Genomic DNA, 24,586 nt, shown 5'->3' on the forward strand with positions numbered 1-24,586 from the left:
CTTTACCCAAATTTTCTTAACGGTAACATTTTGTTAGAAATTGGCTTTATAAGCCATATAGGGCTACTTTAGTGACCGTTAAATCAAACTGAATGAAACGACGTATTTTTTCAAGTGCCCTGTGCATGATTTTGGTGGTAATTGGTTTCATGGCACATCAAGACCCGGTATACGGGCAAAGCATACAAGAAGATGGTCATGGGCATACCCATTATGTTGAACTTGATACCATAATCTCCCACAAATTGATTTTTCCTTCAAAGACGCCCGATCGGGTGATAGCGAACCTGACGGTGGATCCGGCCCATAGTTTTGCGGTCAATTGGCGCACGAATCAGCTAGTGCAATCTGGAATTGTCGAAATCGCTCTGGCCACCGATGGCCCCGAGTTTTTATTGGAGGAAGTACAAAAGGTAAAGGCAAGATCTCAACAATTCGAAAACCAAAATAGCCGGGAACCTTTGGTCAAGGCCACTTTTCATTCCGCTGTCGTTTCAGGCCTTAGGCCCAATACGACCTATGTCTATCGTGTGGGCAATGGCGCCGAAGAAGACGGATATTGGAGCGAGTGGTTTCAATATACCACCGCATCCACTGACATTGAAAAGCCATTTAGCTTCATATATTTCGGCGATGCGCAGAACAACGTAAAATCATTATGGTCAAGGGTCATTCGCAATTCATACAGGCAATTTCCGCATGTGGATTTTATGCTTCACGCCGGAGACCTGATCAATGACAGGGATGCCAACTTGGAATGGGGCGAATGGTTTTATGCCGGCAGTTTTATACATGCCACTGTTCCGAGCATTATGACACCCGGCAATCACGAGTATCGCAATGGGGCGCTTTCTTCATTATGGAGGCCACAGTTCACATTGCCCGAAAACGGACCAATGGATGTTTTAAAGGAAACCTGTTATGCGATCGACTATCAAAATATGAAGTTGATATCCATCGACGCCGAAGGTTTTGATGAGAATTTGGAAGCGCGTGCCGCCCAGATCAAATGGCTCGATTCCGTATTGAGCAACAATACCAAAAAATGGACGGCCGTAACCCTGCATTACCCTATTTTTTCAACGGCCAAAGGGAGGGACAATAAAGAGCTGCGGGAAGGCCTGAAACCTTTGATGGACAAGTACAAGGTAGACTTGGTCTTGCAGGGGCATGACCATACCTATGCCAGGGGGTTTGTTGAGAACGAGGGAAAAGGATTGACGGTGGTCAATGATGCCGGAACCATTTATGCGGTTTCCGTAAGCGGACCCAAAATGTACGAATCAAAAGACCAAGACTGGATGGTACGCCGAGGCGAGTATACCCAACTTTTTCAGATCATCACGGTTTCAAAAGACACCATACAATACGGGGCATACACCCCACTTGGCAGCCTTTATGATGCTTTTGAACTGGTCAAGAAAAACGGTAAGAAACAGTTGATCAACAAAGTGCCCGACACCCCTGTTCGATTACGGCAAGATTTTATCAAGCAAGAATAAGGCTTTTACAGTTTAGGATCAATAGGTCACTTTAAAAATGCTTCCACCAAAATCATCGCAGACATAGAGGGCGCCATCGGGTCCCTCTGCCAAGCCGCATGGTCGATGTTTTAAGGTATCGTCATCGGTCGGGTTTGCCAGATCGAATCCGGCAAAGTTGTCCAGGAAAATTTCCCAATCGCCGTCAGGTTTTCCATTTTTGAACGGAACAAAGGCCACAAAAAAGCCTTTTTTGATTTCTTTCGATTGGTTGTGAAAGGCTATGAAGGCCCCATTTTTATATTTTTCCGGAAACATGCTTCCCCTATAGAAAAGCACATCGTTCGGACCCAAGTGTGCCGGGAAGGCCACAACGGGCTCTAGAAATTTTTCGGCACTTTCCTTGTCGCCGTCACCTCCGTATTCAGGGGCGAGCACGCGTTTGTTCTTTTGATGGTCATAATAGGTCGATGGCCAGCCCGCATTGTCGTTTTCCTTTATTTCATAAAAGGTTTCGGCCGGCAGTTCGTCATTTTGTTTTTGGGAATACAGATCAGGATAAAAATTGCTAAATCCACCCCGGCCGTGATCGGTGGCGAACAGCGAATTGGTCTGGTGGTTCCAGGTAATGCCTACTGCATTTTTTAGTCCGGTCGCATATCGGGTTCCATCGACATAGGTCTGATCCAATTCATTGGCTTTGAATTTCCAGATGCCTCCGGCCGAATCCAATATGGTGCAGGGTATCATTCCCGCTTCGGCTTCATTGTTCCTGCAGGCATCGTTCCAAGAGCCAATGGTCACATAAAGGTTGCCGTTATCATCAATGGTAAAAGGCTTCGCATTGTCACGCCCCATATCGATAAGTCCTTCCACTATTTTTTCTGGATTATCCGTATCGATGATTTCGTGGTCATCACTTAGTGCATAGCGATGTACTCCAGAATTGGAAGAAGCATAGAGGTACTTGCCCTTGGCTAGAATACCGGTGCCGGGAATCTCGGCAAAGTCCTTTTGCTCATCTATCGTGCCGTCATTGTCCTTATCCCTTAGCATAACGACACTCTTGCCATCTTTGAGAACCGAACGATTGGCGTAAATATCGCCGTTCTTCGCTACGGTCAAATGGCGCACGGCACCCAAATCGACACCTATTTCTTGAACGGAAAATCCTTCAGGGGCTTTTAAAAAGGTCTCATTGACAACGACCTTTACGTTCTTTTTAGGGTCGCCTTTGCATTGCGTAATACATGATGCCAATACAACAACTGTCAACAATGATAATATTCTGATGGCTCGTGCTGGTTTCATAAATTTGGTTTACAAGGTTGGTAGGCATTAAAGGTACCATTTCAACATGATTTTTGGCCTAAAAACTCAAAATTGGCACAAGAAGTTAAATTCCGCCATGCTTGGTTGCTTGGTAAATTACTTCAAATGGCTATAAATTGATTAAATTTCATTCCAATTCAAGAGTTCAAGTGATATCAAGATGAGAATGAAGACACCCCATACCACCAGCCTTATGTTTTTTTTGATGGTCTGCTTTATCAGCGCCCAAGAAGAATTGAAGCTTTGGCAGCACCAAGAAAAGCCCTTTTACAAAGAAAATGATCTAAAGGAATTTGAGACCGAAGTATGGGGCACTACCGCCGTGGGCAATATTGTTGAACCTACACTTACGCTTTATAAGGCCCAGGGTGAAAATACCGGAAAGGCGGTAGTGATAATTCCCGGGGGCGGTTACGAACTGGTCGCCATGTACCATGAAGGCTATGAACTGGCAAAAATACTTTCGAAGAATGGTATTACGGCAGCCGTTTTGAAATATCGAATTCCCAATCCGAAATCCTCCGACGAGCCCCATAAAGTTCCGTTGAGCGATGGCCGTCGGGCGCTTAAAATAATACATGAAAAAGCAGCGGCCTTGAACATAAACACAAATGAAATCGGGGTGGTGGGGTTTTCGGCAGGAAGCCATTTGGCGACGGTCTTGGGACTTTGGAAAAGCGATGACACCGATGAGAATCCTGATTTTACAGGGTTGATCTATGGCGTGACCAATATGACCGAGGGCAATCGAAGTTGGTTGGAAAACAATTTGTACCACCGAAAAATGACCCAAGAAGAAATTGCCCAAAACACCTTGTTGAATCTAGTCGATGAAAACACGCCCCAGGCATTCTTGGTGCATGCGCTCGATGACAACTCGTGCCAATTGGAAGAAACCACCCTTTACGCCCAAAAATTGGTCGACCACAATATTTTGGTTGAAACCCATATTTTTCCCAAGGGCGGCCATGGTTTTGGCGTCGGCAAAACCGCCGACGGCACGGATCAATGGGTGGGGCTATTTGTGAATTGGTTAAAGAACAGTGCGTTTTAACGGGCATTATGAAATCAGTACATATTCTACTTGTATTATTCTTTTGCGCCATATATGGCTGCAGGCAAAAGCACTTGCCCGAAGTGCCCGAGCAGGTCAATCATTTCGACCATCGAATTTTCGAAGAGAACAAATTACCGCCCAGGGCCACTTTTTTTGCCATGGAAGCGCCCGAAATACCTTTAAAAGAAGAGTCTCGCAGGTATTTGAATCTCAACGGCGATTGGAAATTCTTTTTTGTGAAAGACCCGAAGCGGCGCCTTACCACATTTCAAAATATTGATTTTGTTGATGCCGATTGGGATACGATTCCGGTTCCTGCGAATTGGGAGGTCGAAGGGTATGATTATCCTATCTATCTAGACGAGCGCTATCCGTTCGATACCCATTGGCCCGACGCGCCGACAGATTATAATCCGGTGGGTACCTACCGTAAAACGATAAATCTTCCGGCCACCTTTTTATCCGAAGACATCATCCTGCATTTTGAAGGCGCCAAATCGGCCATGTATGTCTATGTGAACGGAGAATATGTCGGTTATTCACAAGGAAGTAAAACCCCTGCAGAATTCAATATTTCGAGCTTCGTATCCGAAGGAAGAAACTTGATTGCCCTACAACTATTCAGGTGGAGCGATGCCAGTTATCTCGAAAGTCAAGATATGTTGCGCATGAGCGGTATTGAGCGCGACGTATACCTGTATACACGGCCCAAAGTGCATATATCAGATTACCATGCCTATACCAATTTAGATGATTCATACGCAAAAGGTGTTTTTAAGGGGACTGTTTTCGTGACCAATACAACTTTAGAAAATGCTTCCAGAGAAATTTCCGTCGAATTGTTTGACAATGGTAAACGGGTCTATCAAACCACAGAGCTTCTAGAAATACCCAAGGATAGTACAATTGAATTCCATACTGATAAAATCATCGAAAGCATAAAAACGTGGTCGGCCGAAGCCCCGAATCTGTATGACCTCAAAATCGGTCTGGTAGATAAAGATGATTCTGCGAACAACGAGTTCATAAATGGCAAAACAGGCTTTAAGCGTGTAGAGATCAAGAACAGCCAAGTGCTGTTCAACGGCAAGGCAATTTACATCAAAGGCGTTGACCGACATGAAACGGATCCGTATACCGGCCATGTGGTTTCAAGGGAGTCGATGGAAAAAGACATCAAATTGATGAAGCAGAACAATATCAATGCCGTACGAAGTTCGCATTATCCAAACGACCCCTATTGGTTGTCACTTTGCGATGAATATGGGTTGTACGTAGTCGATGAGGCCAACATCGAAAGCCACCCCTTGGCCATTGATTCGACAACCCAGATCGGCAACACGATGAGTTGGCTCCCGGCCCATATCGAACGAACGAAACGCATGTATTATCGAGATAGAAACCACCCGTCCATATATTCCTGGTCTTTGGGCAATGAGGCCGGCGAAGGCGAGATATTTCGAACCACCTATAAATGGCTAAAGGAAAATGATGACAATAGGGCCGTGCAATACGAACCTGCCGGAAAAGAAGATTATACTGATTTGTATTGCCCGATGTACCCCCCATTCGAGTACCTGATCGAACACGGAGAATCGGACTCCGACAAGCCTTCCATCATTATCGAATACGCCCACGCCATGGGGAATTCTGGCGGAAACCTTCAAGATTATTGGGATATCATCGAAAAATATCCCAATCTGCAGGGTGGTTTTATTTGGGATTGGGTTGATCAAAGTTTGGAGTATAAAGATGAAAACGGAAAGCCGTATTTGGCCTACGGCCATGATTTTCACCCGAATTTGCCGACCGATGGAAATTTTTTGAACAATGGCCTTGTCGATCCGTATCGAAATCCGCACCCGCATCTATCTGAAGTCAAGAAAGTATATGAGCCCGCACAGTTTTATTATAAGGGGAATGGGGTAATCGAAATCGAGAACAAAAATTTCTTTGCCGATTTCTCTGACAAGGAAATGCGCATTAGAATATTGAACAATGGTGTAGAAGTATTTCAAAAAACGAATATGGCAATCGACGTTCCGCCCAGACAAAAACGACAAATTATGGTTGCAGAGATTCCGGATGTCTTTGTTCCCGAAGACGAATTCATTTTGGAGGTCGGCCTACTTCAGAAAGATGAAACAATATTAATTCCAAAGGGCCATGAGGTCGCTTGGGACCAATTTGTACTGAACCGCGGTATCGCGCGAAAAGTGCCCATTGCGCATGGTGGTCTACTTGAAATCAATACCCACGGAACTATTTACGAAATAATAAATGACAAGACAACGCTTCAGATCGATTCTGAATCTGGGGAAATCATTTCATGGGTCTTTTCTGAAACCGAAATTACCGACCAACCGATTCGACCGAATTTCTGGCGTCCACCCACCGATAATGACCTGGGAAACGGAATGGACAAATGGGCAAATATCTGGCAGAAGGCCACCTATGAATATAGTGCGGAACTAGTTGTACCTCCAAAGAAATCAGGAACAGCTGTAGGCTTTAAGGTTCGGTACGGCACTCCGAACAAAGAAGCCGAAGTACTGGTCGATTACACCTTGGAACCAGAAGGAAGTCTACAGATCAACTTTAGTTTTCAGCCAAAAAAAGAAAATCTGCCCAATATTCCGCGGTTGGGTATGTATTTGACATTGCCCAAAGATTTCTCGAATGTCGAATGGTACGGTAAAGGCCCTGAAGAGAGCTATTGGGATAGAAAAACAGGCCAAAAAACGGGAGTTTATTCAGGAAAGGTCGAAGATCAGTTCCATCGGTATTCAAGGCCCCAAGAAACGGGAAACAAGACCGATGTGCGTTGGATGCACCTTTTCAATGGACAGCTGTCGCTAAAAGCACAATCGAAAAATCACTTGTTGAATGCAAGCGTTTGGCCCTTTGCCATGAAGGAAATCGACTTTAACCCGACTACCGATGGTGCAGCCTCGGCATCAGGCTTGGTGCCGGTTACCAAAAAACACGGTGCCGATATCAAAATCGGGAACACCGTGCAATGGAATATCGACTATCAGCAAATGGGGGTAGGTGGTGACAATTCTTGGCGTGCCCCTGTACATGATGAATATATGATTACCGCGAAACGGTATACATATTCATTTGTGATCCAGCCAATTAAAAATTAACCCAAGAAGCCTTCTCGACCAATTCGATGTGAATGGCAAGCGCTAGTGGAAAGTCCGAACAAAAAATTGACGAATATTGACCACCACATGGGTCAACATAATCACTTATTTTCTATCTTGTGCCTACCAAACCATTTGAATGATACAGAACATCAAATCAATGTTCTCAAAGATGGACGATACCTCCAGAAAGGATGCGTTTCGCTATTTAGAGGATGCGTTCGACCTGCAGCATGCCGAAGCGACCATCGGTACCTGGCTTTCAAATGGTGAAATACCTGAGGATTATCAGCCGAAAATAGTACTTGCTTTCCAGAACATACTTCGGGCGCAAGAGTTGCGGATTAGAAGGATCAAGGTCAATTTTTAACGCTTAATTTAAGCTGGCGCCCCCTATTGTTTATGACATGATGTTATTAATGGGAATTTAAAACCCGTTGATTTTCAATTGTTTAACTTTTAGTTCTTTGACATCTTTGTAATCGTAATCCGTAAGTATCTCTCTTACAGGGGTTTTGTCGAGTAGCGATATGTTCAATATCTGTAATATTTCATAGATTCTGCGCTTCGATCTGAGTTTGTTCCCAATTATGGCCACTAGGCAATATGAGATGATTGTGCAATAGATCTGAATCTTGACCGCGTTGACGGTCGTTCCCCAGAACGATTTAATCCTAAGGTGCTGTTTCATCCAATTGAAGAATAGCTCCACCTCCCAGCGTTTTTTGTACAGCAACGCGATTTCAAGGGCATCGAGATCGGTATTGTTGGTCAGGAAAACGAATTCCCTTTGGGTCTCGCTGTCGTAATACTTGATATGCCTCAACTATTCGCCCCCCCTTTTTGGAATAATGCCCCTCCAATCTGCCGATCTGGTCGTATTTGACGCCCTTGGCCCTGTCCGCTGCCATTGAGTACATTCTCTTGAAATGGATGTTCTCCTTGGCCCGCGTAACGAATAAGCCATTTGAAGGGGGACTTTGTACAGACGGGCAAAGTCGATGTACGCTTTGTCCATGACATAGAAGCTTCCGACCTCGAATGTTAGGATATCCAGCACGTTGACATCGTGGAGGCTTGCCTTGGAGATGTGGATGAAACTCGGCACGGACGTTCTTACATCATAAAGCGTATGGAGCTTTATCCCTCCCTTGGCCTTTCGGAACTCCGCCCACCAGAACACGCTCAGGCAAAGGTCTATCGTAGTCGAGTCAAGGGCGTATAGGTTGCCCTCTAGATAGATCTCGAAATCGTCGCGGCAACAACTTTTCCTCGCCTCGCCTATCAGTACATAGGCGAACTCCTCGAAGATCCTGTAACTTCTTTTTTCGTGGCAGTTCCAAGGTTTCTCCGTGAAACGGTGGTTCCGAACCAGAGATGGTAGTATTTGGGACGGTTTGCCTCAAGGCTCAACACCAGGTCGCGCATACTGTCCCGCGAGTTCAGCTGGCCGAAGACCATGCAGAGCATCTGGTTCTAACAGGTAAAGCTCCGGACATATTTGTTTCCATCATGGGACTTGACGATACGGTCGAACACGCTGCGGGGCAAGAACTCGGTAATCTGGGAGAATACAAATGGCCTTGGTTCATAGATTTTTTGACAAAAATCCTATTTCCCGATTCAAATCGTCAAGCTATCGAAAACTATTGCAGATATCATGTACAAAGAATTTCAAAGAACTTAGATTAACTTTTAATGCCCACTAGTGGGTTTAAATATAAATTGAAAGAGGTATTAAATTATTTTGGGTTGAAAATTCATAGGCCGTATGACCCATGGTCATTAATCGAGTTTTCGCACAAAGGCCTTTATTTTGGGAATTGCCGATGCCGGCATGCTCAGTTCATCGACCCCCATATTTATAAAAGCTTCGGTCAAGGCGGTGTCCGCCGCTAGGCCGCCGCATATACCAACCCATTTTCCTTGGGCATGGGCCACCTTAACGACACCACGGATTATGTTTAGAATACCTGGCACTGCCGCCGGGATATAATCAGAAACGGATGGATTGGTGCGATCGGCTGCCATTAGATATTGCGCCAGGTCATTAGTGCCAAAGGAAAAGAAATCTACATCCTCTACAAATTTTTCGGGCATTAGGGCAACATTGGGTATTTCCACCATGATACCCATCGGAATGGAAGAATTGGTCTTGAACCCCTCTTTTTGAAGACCCCTCATTTCCATTCGGACGGCAGCTTTGATTTCATGTAGATCCTCCGGCGTGGCGATCATGGGAAATAGCAAATGAATATTGTAAGCGCTGGACAATCGCAAAAGTGCTCTTATCTGTGGTTTAAGCAATTTTTCGTAGTGCTTGAACCCCAGTCGCAGTGCACGGGTACCCAAGGCCGGATTTTCTTCTTCATCCATTCCGATGTATGGGACTTTTTTGTCGGAACCGATATCTATTAAGCGAATGACGACTTCCTTGCCGGAAAGTTCGTCGAGCATCGCTTTATACATATTGAATTGTTCGTCTTCCGAAGGAAGTGTTTTTCGATCCATAAAACAAAACTCGGTTCGCAACAGGCCCACTCCATCTGCTCCGCGACGCTGGGCTTCCTTAGCTTCATTGAAATTACCGATATTGGCGTAGACCTTAATCTTTTTGCCCGAGAGAGTCTCTGCAGGCAAATGACAATTTTTAAGATTGTCTTTTTCTGTTTGCCGATAGTTCAAACACTGTTCTTGGAAGGCTTCTAATGTTTTGGAGTCTGGATCGATAGTTACCGACCCTATTTCGGCATCTAAAAGAACCACCACGGATTTCTTAATGAAATTTAAATTAGTACCGACGCCAACAATTGCAGGAATGCCCATAGCATTGTAAAGTATCGAAGTGTGGTCGGTCGTACCACCGTTGGAGGTTATGATTCCGATTACGAATTCGCGATCAATAGTGGAAATTTGATGGATCGAGATCTGGTCGGCTACCAGAATTGCCGGTTTGTTCAACTGCAGTCCTTGGGTCAACCTTCCTTGAAGTGATTTGATAACATCTTTAGCGACTTCGTCGATATCTTGAGCGCGGGCACTAAGGTATTCATCGTCTAGTTGCTCCAAGAGCTGAACATACTCCTTAGCGACTGAATGCAATGCAAAATCAGCACAACAACTTTGGGTCGAAATAAGATTTTTGGTTTTGTCAATAAGTTCGGGATCTTCTAAAATTGAGATGTGCGCATCGTATATTTCCAAATCGCTTTTAGAAAGCTGCAATGACATTTTAGTTCTTAGATGGCGTATTTGCTCTTTTACGATTTCTAGGGAATCATGAAATCGGCTGATCTCTGCCTTAGTATTCGCAACAGTTTTTTTTTCAATAACGAAGGAGGTATCGTTGTCGAGCAAAAAGACTTCTCCATAGGCCATGCCCGGAGATGCCGATATTCCTTTTATCGTACGAATGGTTTTAGCTATTAAAGTTGTTTTTCACTAATTCTATCAGGGCTTTCATGGCTTTTGATTCGTCAGTTCCGTTCGTAGTAATTTCAACGGTTGCATCGCTTTTTACACCTAAGGTCATTATGGCCAACATGCTTTTTCCGTTTATCGTTTTACCGTTGAAAGTGACCTTTACCTCACTTTCGAAGCCACTGGCCTTTTTGGCAAATAGCGATGCCGTACGCGCATGAAAACCGATTTCATCGGTTATAGTCACGGTTTCTTTGACCATTTTTGTTAGTTTAAAAGTTCTTCGGCCTGATCCATAATAGAGGATGGATTTCTAACGGCCTTATTTACGCTTACATCGAGAACGGGCTTTCCTTCAAATCGACTTTGCCCTGCAATTTTGACCATTTTGGCAATTATCACAACATCGGCTCCATCAATTTGGTCCTGGGATAGTTTAATGGGAATCTTATGTCCGCCTTGTTCTTCAACGACTATTTCGTGGCCACGTTTCTTCGCTTCCTTTTTAAGGGCCATTGCCGCCATCTTGCTATGGGCAACCCCGGCCAAACAAGCTGTAACTAAAGCTATTTTCATATTAGAATAGTTTTGATTAATCCATTTCTTCCTCTTCTTCCCTTTCGAGTTGGGCAATGTCCCTATTGCTCATACTCTTGAGAAGGTTGGCCACCAACGCGACCGTAATCGAGCCGATTACCACTGAAAGTACGAAAATTAAGGGTTTGTCGTAAAAAAACCATTGTGCAACACCCAAAACGGGCGTACTCAGTTCCAAAAGAAAATATCCGGCTATAATTCCCGCAACGGTAGACCCTATTGCCGTGGCGACGGTAACGCGCCATAAGTCTCCTGCCGCTAGCGGGATTACGATTTCGGTGAATCCACCGATAATGGAATATAGCCAAGAACTTTTGGCGTATTCTTTTTCGGTCTTGGTGTAAAGTTTCGGTCTCAAAAAAGTCGCCAAACACATGCCCAAAGGCGGTACGGTCACAATGGCACCGCATATACCGAGCGGTACAAATAGATCAATATCCATGACCGCGGTAGCAAAGGTACTTTGGGTCTTGCTAAAGGGGCCACCGTAGTCTATTCCGCCCAAGAAGCCCATTACGGCACCTAAAATTCCAGAACCGCCCTCGCCAAGATTGGTCAGAAAATCGGTCAAGAAGGCCATTAATGCGGCAATTGGAGGTCCGACAACATAGAACAGGAACAAGCCGACCAATATGGTGCTGAATACCGGGGCCATAAAACCCCATGTACTTTGCAGCATGCTCGGCAATTGTACTTTTAATAGCATATAAGTCACATAACCGACCAAGATTCCACCGAGCAAGGCGCCCAGGTAGCCGGTATCGATTTGCTGTGCCAAGATACCGACAATGAAACCCGGAGCAATTCCGGGATTGTCACAAATACTATAAGCGGTATAGGCTGCCATTACCGGAACAAAATAATGTAGCCCTATTTCCCCGATGTCCTTTAAGATCTTCCAGATGGTACCGTCGGCTATTTCCGTTCCTCCCAGCACGGCCAGACTACCTGCAACCCCACCGATCAGAATAACGGGTAGCATATATGATACACCCGTTCTAAAGTGCATGCCGGTGTTTTTAAAGATAGTCTTGGTTTCTTCCCAGAATTTCATGATTGGCGATCTTTAGTTGAAGGTATTTATAATGTCTTGTTTGGTGGTCGCGTCTCCCCAAAGTTTGCGAATGTCATCATCCAAAGCGAGTTCGGCTATGGCGGACATCATTTCGATATGTACAGTATCTTCACCTTCTTTTAATTTTGGAATGGCGAGCATGATGACAAAGTTGACCATATCATCATCTTCATCCCAGATCAGGCCTTGCGATCTTCCGAAAGCAAAAGAGGCCTCATTCACAACTTCGGACACACTATGCGGAATGGCAATATTGCTGCCGCAGTAGGTGGACAATAATTTTTCGCGATTCAAGAGGTCGGAAATATAACTGTCCTTATCGTTGATTTTGGCAGTATCAAAAAGTAGTTGCGCCAATTCATCAATGGCGTCTACTTTGTTTTTGGCTTTTAAATCAAGGATAATTTCTGGAATCATTTTAGGTTACTTTTTCTGGGCAGCGTCGATAGCGGCCCGACATTTTTGTATTCCTGCGGTTATTCCATCCGGATCTTTAAAGATCGCCGATGAAAGAATGACCACATCGGGATCACATTCTATTAGTTTTTCAAGGTTGTCAGCGCGAATTCCTCCGTCGATGGCAATCTCACAATCCGGATTTTTTTCATCGACCAATTTTCTGGCTCTTCTTAAAAGATCCAAACAAGATTTTCTCCATCCCCAGTTATCTTTTCCATCGGTTTCATCGACTCCGTGCACCACAATATGCAAGCGGTCAATGTCATATATCGATTCTTCGACAAATGAGAGCGGCGTATACAATCCAATAGTAAGTCCGAATTTCATTTTGCGCTCACGGCACCAATTGATAATATAGGCCAAGGGCGCACCGATAAAATGTTCTGCAGGAAGAATCAGCATATTTGTACCTACCTCTGCCAATTTTTCAATAAACAATAGATCGCATGTTTCGGTATAGATATGGCATTCAATCGGCTTGACGGTATAGGGCCTAATGCCCTCTATTACCTGATGTCCGCCCATCAATTGCATATTCTTCAAGTCATGCATATCAGCAGCATCTGAATGTATATAATCTGCTCCTGCTTCACTGGCTTCTTTGACGATGTCGGCCAAATGGCCATAATCGACGTGGGCCAAGCCTGCGGCAATCTTTATTTTCTTCATAGTGGAATATTATGCCAAACTATTGGACATTATTTTTTTTATTTGATCGGTATTTTCAGGCATTAACAAAGTTAAAAGTGGATGGTTCATGATTTCCTTATGCTCCTCCTTAGTCAAATTTGCACGTTGCAATGCTTCAGAAAGCCTTACCTTTTTCATCAGACCAATAATTCTTTCACCCAAAGAACGATCGTCATCTTTTGAATTGATGTAGCGGGCCACTCTATCAAACTTATCTTGGGCCAAGGGTTCTTTATACTTCAAAAATTCAGGATAGACGATAGCCAAGGTTTCACCGTGAGGAACCCTGGGGCAAATACCGCCGATGATTTCACCTAATGGATGTGGCAATTGGGCTCCCCCATTTGCCAAGCAAATACCAGCCAATGTATCGGCCCAGGCCAGTTGGGTGCGTGCCTCGATGTCAGCAGGATTCTCGATTGCAATCGGCAAATAATCAAAGACGATTTTAATGGCTTGAAGCGACATGCTTTCGGTCAAAGGAGAGGTAAGATTGCCCAAATAGCTTTCGAAAGCGTGGGTAAATGCATCGAACCCTGTGGCCGCCGTTACATGCGCCGGAACCGTAAGCATTAACTCGGGATCGACTATAGATACGTATGGAAAGAGGCCTGAATGAAAAATCGTTACCTTATTTTTGTTATTAGTATCCGAAACGACGGCCGCCTGTGTCGATTGGGATCCTGTGCCCGAAGTGGTCGACACCGCAACAAAGGGCAACGACGTTTTAGGGCTTGGCCCTACCGCGAACGGATTTGAATACTTTTCGATAGCATTGTCCCAATTGATTTTGGCTTCTGCATTGTATAAAAAAGCAATCAGTTTGGCACTGTCCATAACCGAGCCTCCACCAACGCCCAGGATGAAATCTACCTGATGCTCCACAGCTTTTTCAATACCCCTTTCGACGCCTTCCGTAGTTGGGTTTGGAATGATTTCATCAAAATTGAACACTGAAACACCCGCTTCGTTCAGAATGCCATTGATTCTTTCATAGGTCTTTTTTTGGGACCCGTTCAAGGGCCTGGAAATCAATAAACACTTTTTTCCTAGATTTTCTGAAACCTCCTTCAATTCACTGATCCTGCCAACCCCAAAGCGAATTTGAGTAGGCATAAAAAAGTTAAAACTCTTCATAAACTGGGTTATAATAATTTGAATTTTGCGGTAAAATGGCGAAGACTCAATATTGGCCCTTCATATATCAACTTTAATCCTTTCATTTCATGTCTCCGCTCGTAAACATCGGCTAAGGAATTGACCACAACATCCATATGCCTATTGGTATATACCCTTCTAGAAATTGAAAGCCTTACAAGATCCAGTTCAGGAAATGTCACTTCCCCAGTTTCCGGATCTTTTTTGGAGAAAGCGCAAGACCCTAATTCTACTCCTCGCACACCACCGGTTCGATAGAGTTCGACTACCATAGCCTGACCTGGAAACTCACCTTGCGGAATATGAGGATAGAATTTTCTGGCATCTATATAGACCCCGTGCCCGCCGGTAGGCTTGATAATCGGAACACCTCTCTTATGGAGTTCATCACCTAAATATTTTACTTGTTCAATGCGATATTCAAGATAATCTTCCTCTGTACCTTCATCGAGGCCAATGGCCAAGGCCTCCAAATCTCTTCCACTTTGCCCACCATAGGTGATAAAGCCTTCGTTAACGATTGCCAACAAGTTGAGCATGGGAACCAACTCTTTATGTCGCGTACATATAAATCCACCGATGTTGACCATCCCATCTTTTTTTGAACTCATGACACATCCATCAGCATATGAGAACATTTCAAGGGTTATTTCTTTGACGGTCTTATGTTTATAACCTACTTCGCGTTTTTTGATGAAGTAGCAGTTTTCGGCGAATCGTGCCGCATCGATCATAAACGGGATGCCGTACTTTTTTGCAATTGCAGATACCTCTTTTATGTTTGCCATTGAAACGGGCTGTCCACCATTTCCATTACAGGTTACCGTCATTATGATCAACGGAATGTTGTCCTTTCCTTTTTCATCGATCAAGGCTTTTAATTTAGTGACATCCATATTTCCTTTGAAAGGATGGTCAAGGGTATTCGCTGTGCGACCCTCCTCCACGATAAGATCGACCGGAATTGAACCAGCTACTTCTGCATGCCCCTTAAAACTGTCGAAGTGCATATTTCCTGGTATGTAGCCTCCATTTTTTGCGTAAAGTTGTGACATGATAAAATCAGCTGCCCTGCCTTGGTGCGTGGGCTGCACATAGGGAAAACCTAAAATATCTTGGGCAGCCTTCTCGAATTTGAAGTAACTTTTGGCGCCTGCATAAGACTCGTCGCCCCTCATCATTCCTGCCCATTGATTTGAGCTCATGGCCGTCGTTCCGCTGTCCGTCAACATGTCGATATAGACGTGCTCCGCTTTTAGCTTGAAAACATTGTAATAGGCATCTTCAATCCATTTTTCTCTTTCTGCTCGGGTTGATTTTTTAATCGGTTCGACTACTTTGATACGAAACGGCTCGGCATTCAAAAATTTCATGCAATAATCTTTAATTGGTCTGATAACGGGTTTGGTTTGGGCAAAGATTTAATGTCATTCAAATGAAGGCCCTCGTAAATGTAATAAAACTTGACCAAACGTATCGATAGAAAACCTTAGTCGCCGTAGTTGATGGGTTAGGGCCAAACAGTAATGAAAAACCACATAAGAATCAGGGTGACCGAATACCTCCAAGTTTTATAAAGTTTGTACATGGGGCAAATAAAGGTTCTTTGCGAACAAATATCGCCATTTTAAGCAATCAGATTTTAGATGGGATCTTTGAATAAGATAACTAAAATATTGTAAATTAGCCCGCTGCCTTTTTTAGCAATTACAGGCTATTCGGCGTCAAAAGCAAGCTCCTAGGGCAACAACAATAAATGAGAATTATGTCAAAAAACGACCAAACAGTATTTAAGCTCAACGGCAAGGTCGAGGGCAATACCTCGAAGATCGAGACCATACGAAACTTGATATTCGGTGAAACCATCGAGGCTTATGATTCTGAATTCGAATCGCTCAAAAAAGATATACTCGACAAGAAAAAAGTGTTGGAAGATTTGATAGAGCAGGTCAGGAACGACCTTAACACCTCTATCGACAATATCGCGACCGATGTGAACATCCGTATTACCGAAGTCGAAAAAAACCTGGAGAATAGGATCGATAATTTAGAGGATGATGCCGTAAACAAAAGAATGCTCGGCAAATTGCTAATTGAACTGGGCGAGAAGGTAAGCAAGAAATAGACGGGCAAAAACTCCTCTTAATGAACGAGAATGACAAAATAGAAATCCTTAAGGATATCTTATTTACGGATGACCGTGAATTCGAGGAGAGAATATCCAAGAGGGTTGATATTCTAGAGCGTACCGTAAACGAGAAGAAAAAACTTTCAAAAAAGGTTCATCCTATCATAGAGCATGAATTGGAGGAGTTTACGAGAAGCATCCCCCAAACCTTGGGCCCGACAATTACCGCCACTTTAAAGGAAGAAATCAAGAACCACAAAGATGAGGTGGTCGATGCATTGTATCCCGTACTGGGTAAAATGGTGAAAAAATATGTGGCCCAGGAAATGAAGCTGCTTTCGGAAAAAATAGACGGCCAGCTGGGGTTCTTGAAACGCTGGAAAAGAAAGATCAAATCGTTGTTCTTTGGGGTAAGCGAAGATCAGCAGTTACTTGACGAACTTTCATCTGCAAAGATCGAACAGGTGTTGTTGATAGAAAAGGATTCGGGAATCTTAAAGGCAGGGTACACCAAATCGAAAACAATCGACGAAGAAATGATCTCGGGCATGTTCACCGCGATCAAGTCGTTCGTTGAGGATGCCTTCAATCAAAAAGGTCAAGAACTAGAACTGATTGAATATGAAAACTATCAAATACACCTGCAGAGCTTTGTAACGCATTATATTGCCGTTGTGATTTCCGGCAATTATTCACTTGGGGCCAAAAACAAACTTCAAGACCTTATCTTCGATTTTTACCATGGTTATATGGCCATGAACCTTGACCTTGTCTTTGAAACATTGAATGCCGAAAAAGCGGCAGTTCCTGTAGATAGGCGTCGCCTTGAACGAAAATTGGCCCAAAGTTTTGGCAATGCACAGATCTAAAAAACTGGTGGTTTTGGGCCATTTCGGGGTCGGCAAGACCTCGTTGATCAGAAGGTTCGTAAGCGACGTGTTCTCCGATAAGTATAAAGTTACCATTGGGGTGCATATTACCAAAAAAGTGGTGGAAATCTCCGCAGGAAACTCGGTCTCACTTATTTTATGGGATTTAGAAGGAACCGATGACATCACTACGATTAGGAATTCCTATCTTTTGGGAACCCATGGCGCCGTTTTCGTTTTTGATGTTACCCGACCGTCGACCTTTCAAAATCTGAACGAAGACCTTAAGGTAGTTGCCGAGAAATTGCGATCCGTTCCGATAATCGTGGTTGGCAACAAAATGGATCTCGTAGATGCCAATGACTTGATAACCGTTCTTGGCGAGAACGATATTGCGTACGATTTTCTTTCAAGCGCAAAGACCGGAAGTGCTGTAGAGGACTTGTTTTACAAAATGGCGACCCTTTTACAAGAAGATGCTTAACGAATACCGACAACGATTTATTAACGAAAGCCTACAGTTGATCTTGTTGGATAACGATAGTGTCGTGGTCGCAAGCGACAACAGTATTTTTCACGTTGCCCAAGGTGAGTCGATAACAGAATTGCATCCTTTTTTTGAGAGCGTACCGTCATTGATCGAAAGCGAAACAAAGGTTTTCAAGTTCTTATGCATCCACCTTTCCTTGCAGGGAGATTTTCGTATTGTAGACATTTCTATCAGTAAGGAAGAACCCCATGCCGTACTCGTAATTCACGATCTTACCGAACATTATGAGTCGTATCAAAGTGCTGCCCAGGCAAGAAACGAATCGGTAATCAAGACCGAGTTGACTGTAATCAAGAACAATGAGTTGGAAGAACGTGAGCGCTTCAAAAATCTATTTATCCAGAATTTCAGCCACGAAATCAGAAACCCTTTGACGAGCATAGTGGCAATAGCCAATATTCTATCTGATACCTCGTTGACGGACCAGCAACGAAAAATGCTCGATTTTTTACAGGAATCTAACGCCGCTCTCAAACTTATGCTCGAAGATATTCTTAGCCTTGGCGCAATTGAAAGTGGCAAGTTGCATTTGCAAGAAAAACCGTTTGATCTGACCAAACTTTTTCGGCTGCTTGAATTCACCTATAAAACGAAGACCAAGCAAAAAAATATAGAACTCGTCGCTGTTTTTGATGAGCGAATTCCTGATTTTGTCGAAGGGGATCGACTGCGGTTGTACCAGATACTTACCAATCTGCTCGACAATGCGCTGAAGTACACCGATAGTGGTAAAATTTCGTTTTCGTTATCCTTTAATCAGAAGTGGGCCAACAAGGTAAGTATCCGTTTCGAAGTCGCTGATACAGGGGTCGGTATTCCCGAAGAATCGTTGGAATCCATTTTCGAAAGCTTTACCCAGCTCGACGTTGGCCAGAACAAAGATGGCTCCGGTCTGGGGCTTGCCATCGTCAAAGGTTTGTTAGAACTGATGGGTAGCAAGATCAAAGTGACTTCACAAGTCGGCCAGGGCTCGGTTTTTTATTTCGACCTTTTGTTAAAATACCCACTGCATCCGGTTCAGGAAGCGCTAAAGGGAAGTACAAGTCCAATACAGGGCGATATCAAAAGAAAGGCCAAGGACAAAGTCAACCTTTTGGTCGTTGAAGATGATGAACGAATACAGACCTTAATTTTAAAAACTTTGGTTGACGCAGAGTTTTTTAATGTGGATATTCTTAATGATGGGGCCGATGTTTTGAAAGAATTGGTCAACAATCAATATAACATCATCTTGATGGATGTAGACTTGCCCAATATTTCCGGTGACCATCTAACAAGACTTATAAGGGAGTTCCCTTTCAAGAACATCAAGAACATACCCATAATCGGACTTACCGCGAATGCCTTCAATGAGCAAATAACCTCCTATTTGGCTTCGGGAATGAACAAAGTATTGACCAAGCCCTTTGAAAAAGAAGATCTCATAAAGGCTATACTTCGTGTTTTGAGATAGAAAACAAATTTTGTTTTGCTTATAGATTCCTTCCCTTAAATGTCGTTTTAAGCATTGACTCAAGATTAGTATAAAGGCACAAATTGTAAGAAAATGACTACAAATATGCTTTTTGTCGATGAAATATGCTTTTTGTCGATGAAAATAATCTCGAGTTCGTTTTTTCTTTCCTACCATCTGCTACTTATTAGTTTTAGCCGTTCTTATGAATCAAGAGATCCTTGACCGAACAAAAAGAACAGGCACTGAAGAACACTTATGAACGGCATTGATAGTTCGCTTTTGGCACAAATTTTTTTCGGAACCAGTTTGGTGGTCTTTTTAATGGCCCTTTATATCATTTTACCCGGCTTTGTCTACGGAAAGCGCACGGTCTTGAAACCTAAATTGGTCAATGCCATGTGGCTCAAGTTTTACGAAGGAACGATTGGAAGGATAAAAAGCAACTTGATAGGATTCAAAAAAAAAGAATTGATCGATAATGTGAACTTGACCCATAATACTTTTAGAATAAAAGTGGCAAGGAAAATTTAAAGTAGGGCTATACTAACACTAACCATGTATGTTGTCCGATATCGACCTTGTTTAAAATTCGATTTTTGAAATGCAGTTGCATAGTGGAGCCTATGCAATGAAAGATCGTCCAACTGAATTTGGTGATATAAAAGAGAGTTTTGATTAGTTAGGTTGGTTTGAAGGGCCCTGAGAACTCAGGGCCTTTTGATAATCGGAAAGAAAGTGTTGTGCTTAAAAAGAATGTGATGCGTATGAGAAAATCTTTAGCGATCTTGGTTATTTTGATCGTGCTGCTCTTAATAGCAAAAATAGTTATGGAATCTTCCCATTAAGCTTTAAGAAGCTAAAAACTCGATATTCAATTTTGTGACAGTTCCCCTAAAGGGCATTTAGAACGTTTTTCTGAATGTCTTTTTTCGTTCGAATCTTTAGAACAAAATAGTTGGCCACAAAAGAATCAAGAACGGTAAGTGACCATAAACTTAAGCGTGCTATGAAAATGCATGCGCATAGTTTCCATTCTTATATTTTCATCTGCTAATCGGTCAGGTCAAACCTGTCTTCCAACATTTTTATTGCATTGATCAGGGATCTGCCGTCATGATAGTTGGCCTTCCATATTTGGGCTTTCGCCCTGTTTTTTGCCTGGGGACTCGTATCAAGCCCTGCATCGTACCAACCACCGAACTCATGGTCGATCAAGTATGTATCGATATATTGCCATTGTTTTTTGAACAACTCGTAATAACGGTTTTCTTTCGGATATATTTTTGACATTAATAGCAGTGAGTTCAGTCCTTCTGCCTGTGTCCACCATACTTTTTCATTGTCCTCGATAGTTCGGTCGCCGGTCATTCCCCAATAATAGCCTCCTTCATAAAACCCTCCTTTTTTGCGATCCCAACCCCAATCAAGGGCATGGTCTACCATTTTTTTTGCCTTTATCATTGTAGTCGAATCATTTTCCCTTTCCAAAACGCGGGAAGCTTCCAAAAGCAAAAAGGCGGTTTCGACATCATGGCCAAATGAAACATGGTCTAGGTAAAAATGTTGTTTTCGGTAGGTTTCTGAAGAATCGCTTAATGACACAGGTGTCCAATCCCTTTGTAGGTGCAGGGTCAAATAACCTTTTTCAGTTGTAATGGTATCTCGGATCAACAGAAGAAGTTCTTCCAATCGTTTTTTTACCAAAGGATCGGGCCAGACCTCGTAAAGTGCTGTAAAGCTCTCCATAAGATGTATCGACGAGTTTTGGTCCTTCCAGTCTTTTCGAATGAAATTGTCATAGTTCTTATCGTTTTGCTTTAAGTCGAGCATCCAGGAACCATCCATTTTCAATACATCAAAATAGCCTTTGTATTCAGGGTCGCGGGCATGTTCTTCCAACCATTGGAAGGTTTTTTTCGCAAGGTCAAGGGCTATGGTATCTTTTGAGACCTTGTAATATGTGGACAGCGCGTATATGGCAAATGAATTTCCGTATGTACTTTTGCCCGTAGATAGCAATTTTAGTGAATCGCCGTCTATGCCAAATAGGGTATGGAAACCACCATTTTCTTGATCCCACATGCGGTCTTTCAGGAATTGGAAACCGTGTTTGGCAATTTGCTCATATTTTCGGTCTTGATAGAATATGGCCAAGGTTGATGCCGTCCAAACATGGCGGGCCTGGCTTACCAACATTTTGTTCTGCTTCCCTACTTTATTTCATTCACTATCAAAATCGGACCAAAAGCCACCCTGTACACTGTCTATGGCTTTAGGGTACCAAATCTCGGAAAGCCCATTTAAGGCAACTTGCAGTTCGCGCAATATTTCAGCTTCGTGTGATACGGGTTCGGGATGTTGTTGCCTACAGGAAAAACAAAGTATATGACAAGAGAAGACCAAAACCACAGGGAAGCGCCGTAAAAGAGAAATTTCGCCTATGGCAATCATTTTGCTTGTTCTAGGTTCTAGATAAAACTACTGAAAATTCGGAAAGGTAGGGTTTCGAACTATCGGAATAATATCAGGATGGCACCTAGGGCGGTCAGCACCAAAATCATTTTGCGGTAAAAATCCTCCTTGATAATTTTCACCAAGCGCAGTCCGATAAAAAATCCGATGAAAATGGCCGGCAATAATTTGAGGTTTATAATCAATGTCTGCGTTGTGATCGTTTCCCATACATAAATGTGAAAGGGGAGTTTAAAGAGATTGATTATCAGAAACAACCAAGCTGCGGTGCCTATAAATTGATTTTTGGGCACGCGCATGGCCAGAAAGTAAATATTGCTGAACGCCCCTCCCAGATTGCCGATCATAGTGGTTATTCCGGCCATCATACCTACCATACTTGCGAAAAGCCAATGGCTAGGTACGGCCTTTGATTTGCGACGGTCCCACCAGTACATCATTGCGACACTTATCAAGATAATGGCCGCCATCCAAATTTTAAAGGTGTTTTCATCAAGATCGTTACCGATTAGGACACCGATGAGAATACCAAGAATTATCCATGGGAGAAATTTCAATATATAAGACCATTGGGCATGTCTGTTGTAATAGATCACGGCAAAGAGATCGCCGATAATCAGTAAGGGAACCACAATGCCGGTCGATTCTTTTGTTTCAAAGGCCAATGCCATCAACGTAACGTTCACAACAGCTATACCCTTGATCCCTGCCTTCGACAAACCTATTACCAAGGCGGCCGAAGCAGCAAGCATCCATGCCGTTGGTGATATTTCAGATGTCATTGAGAGTAGCAAAGACCAGGTTTAGCGAACAATGGGCAAATGTATCCTAAAAAATTCTATCTTTAGCGATCAACCAATTTTCTGACCAATGGAACTCAGCACACTTGACTATAGTTTTATCATTGTATTCTTCTCTTTGGTACTTGGTATCGGGGTTTACGTTTCGAAAAAGTCGGGAAAGAATTCGACCGAGTTTTTTCTTTCCGGAAGAACAATGCCCTGGTGGCTATTGGGCCTCTCTATGGTAGCGACCACCTTTTCTACCGACACCCCGAATTTGGTTACCGATATTGTTCGAACTACAGGTGTTTCTGGCAACTGGGTTTGGTGGTGCTTCTTATTGACAGGGATGCTCACGGTGTTCGTTTATGCCAAACTCTGGCGTAAATCGAATGTCAATACAGACTTGGAGTTCTATGAAATGCGTTATGGCGGCAAGCCGGCAAGTTTTTTAAGAAAATTTCGTGCAGTATATCTCGGGGCCTTGTTCAATATAATAACCATGGCTTCGGTTACCTTGGCCGCAATAAAAATCGGTGGAATAATGTTGGGTCTTGAACCCTGGGAAACCGTTGTGGGGGCTGGACTTATCACGGTAATTTTTAGCGCGTTGGGAGGTTTTAAGGGCGTTGTTTATACCGATTTTCTTTTATTTTTTGTGGCTATGTCGGGTGCTATCGGGGCTGCATATTACTTGGTGAATATTCCAGAAGTAGGGGGTATTGAGGCATTGATGTCTAATGATAACGTCACGAGTAAATTGAACATCTTACCAGATTTCGATAATACCCAGGTTCTGATTACTCTATTCATCATTCCAATTGCGGTGCAATGGTGGAGTTCATGGTATCCCGGGGCAGAACCAGGTGGCGGAGGTTATATCGCGCAACGTATGTTGGCGGCCAAGGATGAGAACCATGCGATTGGGGCTACTTTTTTCTTCAATATCATGCATTATGCCCTGCGCCCTTGGCCATGGATTTTGGTAGCGTTGGCCTCATTGGTGGTTTATCCTGATATTGCTAGTATACATGAGGCTTTTCCAAATGTCGCTGAAAGTAAGCTTGGGCATGATTTGGCCTATTCCGCCATGTTGACAAAATTGCCCAGCGGACTTCTTGGCGTTGTATTGGCCTCTTTGATCGCTGCCTATATGAGTACGATTTCAACGCAATTGAACTGGGGATCTTCTTATATAGTATTCGATTTTTATAAGAGACAAATTAATCCTGATGCCACTGAAAAACAGATGGTGGCCGTCGGGAGAATATCAACGATTGCCCTGATGGTCTTGAGTGCCTTATTTGCCCTGACCCTACAGAATGCATTTGAGGTATTCGATTTGTTGATACAATTTGGTGCAGGTACCGGGTTGGTTTTTATTCTTCGATGGTTTTGGTGGCGTATCAACGCTTGGAGTGAAATTACAGCCATGTTCGCATCTGGTATTCTGGTCATTCTTTTAGCTACTACAGATATAGGGGATTTTCTTTTTGCTCCGGGCACAGGGGTATTTCCAGAGTGGGCAAATTATCCGTTTGTAGTTGTTGTTACTACGGCCATTTGGTTGACCGCGACTTTTTTGACGCAACCTGAATCGGATGAAACGCTGCGTTCATTCTATAAAAAAATACAACCGGGCGGTCCCGGATGGTCAAAAGTGGTCGATAAGGCACAAAATGATAATATCGAGATTGTCAAGGCAGGTGAAAAATGGAGCGTTCCTTCTGGTATAACGGCAATGGTTCTTGGGGTCGTACTCATCTATTCGATTATGTTCGCAACAGGATATTGGATTTATGGCAAAACGATGTCTGCAATGATTTTATCCGCTATTGCCTTGGTTTCTGGATTCTTGTTGATCAAAGCTTGGAACCGAATGAAGGATCATATTTTATAATCCGAGCAATC

Annotated in this window: 22 protein-coding genes and 2 pseudogenes; 10 read left to right on the forward strand and 14 right to left on the reverse strand. The window is 43.4% G+C overall.

All coding sequences use genetic code 11. The features are described 5' to 3' along the window. Positions 1–92 precede the first annotated feature (92 nt). Positions 93–1,502, forward strand: coding sequence for a fibronectin type III domain-containing protein (locus tag ACEZ3G_RS06670; protein ID WP_432424666.1), 1,410 nt, complete (start codon positions 93–95; stop codon positions 1,500–1,502). Positions 1,503–1,520: 18 nt separating this feature from the next. Here the strand turns inward: ACEZ3G_RS06670 and ACEZ3G_RS06675 are convergent, their stop codons facing one another. Next, positions 1,521–2,792 (reverse strand): PQQ-dependent sugar dehydrogenase, encoded by a 1,272-nt coding sequence (locus ACEZ3G_RS06675; protein WP_432424667.1) that lies wholly within the window; start codon positions 2,790–2,792, stop codon positions 1,521–1,523. A 181-nt stretch (positions 2,793–2,973) separates the two neighbouring features. On the opposite strand from ACEZ3G_RS06675, the gene ACEZ3G_RS06680 reads away from it, so the two are divergent. From ACEZ3G_RS06680 to ACEZ3G_RS06690, 3 genes are all read left to right on the forward strand, one after another. After that, entirely contained in the window at positions 2,974–3,867 is an 894-nt protein-coding gene (locus ACEZ3G_RS06680; RefSeq protein ID WP_432424668.1) for an alpha/beta hydrolase, read from the forward strand. An 8-nt stretch (positions 3,868–3,875) separates the two neighbouring features. After that, the gene (locus ACEZ3G_RS06685) at positions 3,876–7,019 is read left to right on the forward strand and encodes a glycoside hydrolase family 2 TIM barrel-domain containing protein (RefSeq protein WP_432424669.1); all 3,144 of its coding nucleotides are present in this window, start codon (positions 3,876–3,878) and stop codon (positions 7,017–7,019) included. Between the two features lie 139 nt (positions 7,020–7,158). After that, complete coding sequence (locus tag ACEZ3G_RS06690; RefSeq protein WP_432424670.1) at positions 7,159–7,389, forward strand: hypothetical protein; 231 nt, start codon at positions 7,159–7,161, stop codon at positions 7,387–7,389. 57 nt (positions 7,390–7,446) lie between these two features. On the opposite strand, the pseudogene ACEZ3G_RS06695 reads toward ACEZ3G_RS06690, so the two are convergent. From ACEZ3G_RS06695 to ACEZ3G_RS06740, 10 genes and pseudogenes are all read right to left on the reverse strand, one after another. Further along, a pseudogene (locus ACEZ3G_RS06695) lies at positions 7,447–8,406 on the reverse strand (IS4 family transposase). Beyond that, positions 8,304–8,615, reverse strand: a pseudogene (locus ACEZ3G_RS06700) (DUF4372 domain-containing protein). Before ACEZ3G_RS06700 ends, ACEZ3G_RS06695 begins: the two co-directional pseudogenes overlap by 103 nt. A 189-nt stretch (positions 8,616–8,804) precedes the next feature. After that, entirely contained in the window at positions 8,805–10,445 is a 1,641-nt protein-coding gene (ptsP, locus tag ACEZ3G_RS06705) for a phosphoenolpyruvate--protein phosphotransferase (protein WP_432425155.1), read from the reverse strand. After that, the gene (locus ACEZ3G_RS06710) at positions 10,438–10,701 is read right to left on the reverse strand and encodes an HPr family phosphocarrier protein (RefSeq protein WP_432424671.1); all 264 of its coding nucleotides are present in this window, start codon (positions 10,699–10,701) and stop codon (positions 10,438–10,440) included. Before ACEZ3G_RS06710 ends, ptsP begins: the two co-directional genes overlap by 8 nt. A gap of 5 nt (positions 10,702–10,706) precedes the next feature. Further along, the gene (locus ACEZ3G_RS06715) at positions 10,707–11,015 is read right to left on the reverse strand and encodes a PTS fructose transporter subunit IIB (RefSeq protein WP_432424672.1); all 309 of its coding nucleotides are present in this window, start codon (positions 11,013–11,015) and stop codon (positions 10,707–10,709) included. A 16-nt stretch (positions 11,016–11,031) separates the two neighbouring features. Next, the gene (locus ACEZ3G_RS06720) at positions 11,032–12,090 is read right to left on the reverse strand and encodes a PTS fructose transporter subunit IIC (RefSeq protein WP_432424673.1); all 1,059 of its coding nucleotides are present in this window, start codon (positions 12,088–12,090) and stop codon (positions 11,032–11,034) included. Positions 12,091–12,102: 12 nt separating this feature from the next. Beyond that, positions 12,103–12,528: a PTS sugar transporter subunit IIA gene (locus tag ACEZ3G_RS06725; RefSeq protein ID WP_432424674.1), complete on the reverse strand. Its 426-nt coding sequence runs from the start codon at positions 12,526–12,528 to the stop codon at positions 12,103–12,105. A 6-nt stretch (positions 12,529–12,534) separates the two neighbouring features. Further along, positions 12,535–13,239 (reverse strand): ribulose-phosphate 3-epimerase, encoded by a 705-nt coding sequence (locus ACEZ3G_RS06730; RefSeq protein WP_432424675.1) that lies wholly within the window; start codon positions 13,237–13,239, stop codon positions 12,535–12,537. A gap of 9 nt (positions 13,240–13,248) precedes the next feature. Continuing rightward, a complete protein-coding gene (locus ACEZ3G_RS06735) occupies positions 13,249–14,397 on the reverse strand; it encodes an iron-containing alcohol dehydrogenase (RefSeq protein ID WP_432424676.1) in 1,149 nt (382 codons plus the stop codon). 8 nt (positions 14,398–14,405) lie between these two features. Then, positions 14,406–15,791, reverse strand: coding sequence for a tryptophanase (locus tag ACEZ3G_RS06740; RefSeq protein WP_432424677.1), 1,386 nt, complete (start codon positions 15,789–15,791; stop codon positions 14,406–14,408). Between the two features lie 392 nt (positions 15,792–16,183). On the opposite strand from ACEZ3G_RS06740, the gene ACEZ3G_RS06745 reads away from it, so the two are divergent. The 5 genes from ACEZ3G_RS06745 to ACEZ3G_RS06765 all read left to right on the forward strand — a co-directional run bounded on the left by ACEZ3G_RS06745 (position 16,184) and on the right by ACEZ3G_RS06765 (position 19,952). Next, on the forward strand, positions 16,184–16,543 hold the full coding sequence (locus ACEZ3G_RS06745) for a fructose 1,6-bisphosphatase (protein ID WP_432424678.1): 360 nt from the start codon (positions 16,184–16,186) through the stop codon (positions 16,541–16,543). 20 nt (positions 16,544–16,563) lie between these two features. Beyond that, positions 16,564–17,415: a cell envelope biogenesis protein OmpA gene (locus ACEZ3G_RS06750; protein WP_432424679.1), complete on the forward strand. Its 852-nt coding sequence runs from the start codon at positions 16,564–16,566 to the stop codon at positions 17,413–17,415. Further along, positions 17,402–17,899 (forward strand): Rab family GTPase, encoded by a 498-nt coding sequence (locus tag ACEZ3G_RS06755; protein ID WP_432424680.1) that lies wholly within the window; start codon positions 17,402–17,404, stop codon positions 17,897–17,899. Before ACEZ3G_RS06750 ends, ACEZ3G_RS06755 begins: the two co-directional genes overlap by 14 nt. Continuing rightward, entirely contained in the window at positions 17,892–19,418 is a 1,527-nt protein-coding gene (locus tag ACEZ3G_RS06760) for an ATP-binding response regulator (protein WP_432424681.1), read from the forward strand. Before ACEZ3G_RS06755 ends, ACEZ3G_RS06760 begins: the two co-directional genes overlap by 8 nt. Before the next feature lie 258 nt (positions 19,419–19,676). Next, entirely contained in the window at positions 19,677–19,952 is a 276-nt protein-coding gene (locus tag ACEZ3G_RS06765; RefSeq protein ID WP_432424682.1) for a hypothetical protein, read from the forward strand. Between the two features lie 519 nt (positions 19,953–20,471). Here ACEZ3G_RS06765 and ACEZ3G_RS06770 read toward each other — a convergent pair. From ACEZ3G_RS06770 to ACEZ3G_RS06780, 3 genes are read right to left on the reverse strand one after another with little or no spacing between them, the layout of a single operon-like run. Beyond that, on the reverse strand, positions 20,472–21,617 hold the full coding sequence (locus ACEZ3G_RS06770) for an AGE family epimerase/isomerase (protein ID WP_432424683.1): 1,146 nt from the start codon (positions 21,615–21,617) through the stop codon (positions 20,472–20,474). Between the two features lie 24 nt (positions 21,618–21,641). Continuing rightward, complete coding sequence (locus tag ACEZ3G_RS06775; protein WP_432424684.1) at positions 21,642–21,872, reverse strand: hypothetical protein; 231 nt, start codon at positions 21,870–21,872, stop codon at positions 21,642–21,644. Between the two features lie 59 nt (positions 21,873–21,931). Then, entirely contained in the window at positions 21,932–22,675 is a 744-nt protein-coding gene (locus ACEZ3G_RS06780) for a sulfite exporter TauE/SafE family protein (RefSeq protein WP_432425156.1), read from the reverse strand. A gap of 88 nt (positions 22,676–22,763) precedes the next feature. On the opposite strand from ACEZ3G_RS06780, the gene ACEZ3G_RS06785 reads away from it, so the two are divergent. Next, positions 22,764–24,575 (forward strand): sodium:solute symporter family protein, encoded by a 1,812-nt coding sequence (locus ACEZ3G_RS06785; protein ID WP_432424685.1) that lies wholly within the window; start codon positions 22,764–22,766, stop codon positions 24,573–24,575. Positions 24,576–24,586: the final 11 nt, after the last annotated feature.

Origin of the sequence: Meishania litoralis (genome assembly GCF_042611095.1) — a bacterium.
Classification (GTDB): Bacteria; Bacteroidota; Bacteroidia; order Flavobacteriales; family Flavobacteriaceae; genus Meishania; species Meishania litoralis.

What these genes read in the sequence shown, in the direction of transcription:
- ACEZ3G_RS06670 (WP_432424666.1), top strand. Translation starts at nt 93, where the DNA reads ATGAAACGACGTATTTTTTCAAGTGCCCTGTGCATGATTTTGGTGGTA.
- ACEZ3G_RS06675 (WP_432424667.1), bottom strand. Translation starts at nt 2,792, where the DNA reads ATGAAACCAGCACGAGCCATCAGAATATTATCATTGTTGACAGTTGTT.
- ACEZ3G_RS06680 (WP_432424668.1), top strand. Translation starts at nt 2,974, where the DNA reads ATGAGAATGAAGACACCCCATACCACCAGCCTTATGTTTTTTTTGATG.
- ACEZ3G_RS06685 (WP_432424669.1), top strand. Translation starts at nt 3,876, where the DNA reads ATGAAATCAGTACATATTCTACTTGTATTATTCTTTTGCGCCATATAT.
- ACEZ3G_RS06690 (WP_432424670.1), top strand. Translation starts at nt 7,159, where the DNA reads ATGATACAGAACATCAAATCAATGTTCTCAAAGATGGACGATACCTCC.
- ACEZ3G_RS06710 (WP_432424671.1), bottom strand. Translation starts at nt 10,701, where the DNA reads ATGGTCAAAGAAACCGTGACTATAACCGATGAAATCGGTTTTCATGCG.
- ACEZ3G_RS06715 (WP_432424672.1), bottom strand. Translation starts at nt 11,015, where the DNA reads ATGAAAATAGCTTTAGTTACAGCTTGTTTGGCCGGGGTTGCCCATAGC.
- ACEZ3G_RS06720 (WP_432424673.1), bottom strand. Translation starts at nt 12,090, where the DNA reads ATGAAATTCTGGGAAGAAACCAAGACTATCTTTAAAAACACCGGCATG.
- ACEZ3G_RS06725 (WP_432424674.1), bottom strand. Translation starts at nt 12,528, where the DNA reads ATGATTCCAGAAATTATCCTTGATTTAAAAGCCAAAAACAAAGTAGAC.
- ACEZ3G_RS06730 (WP_432424675.1), bottom strand. Translation starts at nt 13,239, where the DNA reads ATGAAGAAAATAAAGATTGCCGCAGGCTTGGCCCACGTCGATTATGGC.
- ACEZ3G_RS06735 (WP_432424676.1), bottom strand. Translation starts at nt 14,397, where the DNA reads ATGAAGAGTTTTAACTTTTTTATGCCTACTCAAATTCGCTTTGGGGTT.
- ACEZ3G_RS06740 (WP_432424677.1), bottom strand. Translation starts at nt 15,791, where the DNA reads ATGAAATTTTTGAATGCCGAGCCGTTTCGTATCAAAGTAGTCGAACCG.
- ACEZ3G_RS06745 (WP_432424678.1), top strand. Translation starts at nt 16,184, where the DNA reads ATGTCAAAAAACGACCAAACAGTATTTAAGCTCAACGGCAAGGTCGAG.
- ACEZ3G_RS06750 (WP_432424679.1), top strand. Translation starts at nt 16,564, where the DNA reads ATGAACGAGAATGACAAAATAGAAATCCTTAAGGATATCTTATTTACG.
- ACEZ3G_RS06755 (WP_432424680.1), top strand. Translation starts at nt 17,402, where the DNA reads ATGCACAGATCTAAAAAACTGGTGGTTTTGGGCCATTTCGGGGTCGGC.
- ACEZ3G_RS06760 (WP_432424681.1), top strand. Translation starts at nt 17,892, where the DNA reads ATGCTTAACGAATACCGACAACGATTTATTAACGAAAGCCTACAGTTG.
- ACEZ3G_RS06765 (WP_432424682.1), top strand. Translation starts at nt 19,677, where the DNA reads ATGAACGGCATTGATAGTTCGCTTTTGGCACAAATTTTTTTCGGAACC.
- ACEZ3G_RS06770 (WP_432424683.1), bottom strand. Translation starts at nt 21,617, where the DNA reads ATGTTGGTAAGCCAGGCCCGCCATGTTTGGACGGCATCAACCTTGGCC.
- ACEZ3G_RS06775 (WP_432424684.1), bottom strand. Translation starts at nt 21,872, where the DNA reads ATGATTGCCATAGGCGAAATTTCTCTTTTACGGCGCTTCCCTGTGGTT.
- ACEZ3G_RS06780 (WP_432425156.1), bottom strand. Translation starts at nt 22,675, where the DNA reads ATGACATCTGAAATATCACCAACGGCATGGATGCTTGCTGCTTCGGCC.
- ACEZ3G_RS06785 (WP_432424685.1), top strand. Translation starts at nt 22,764, where the DNA reads ATGGAACTCAGCACACTTGACTATAGTTTTATCATTGTATTCTTCTCT.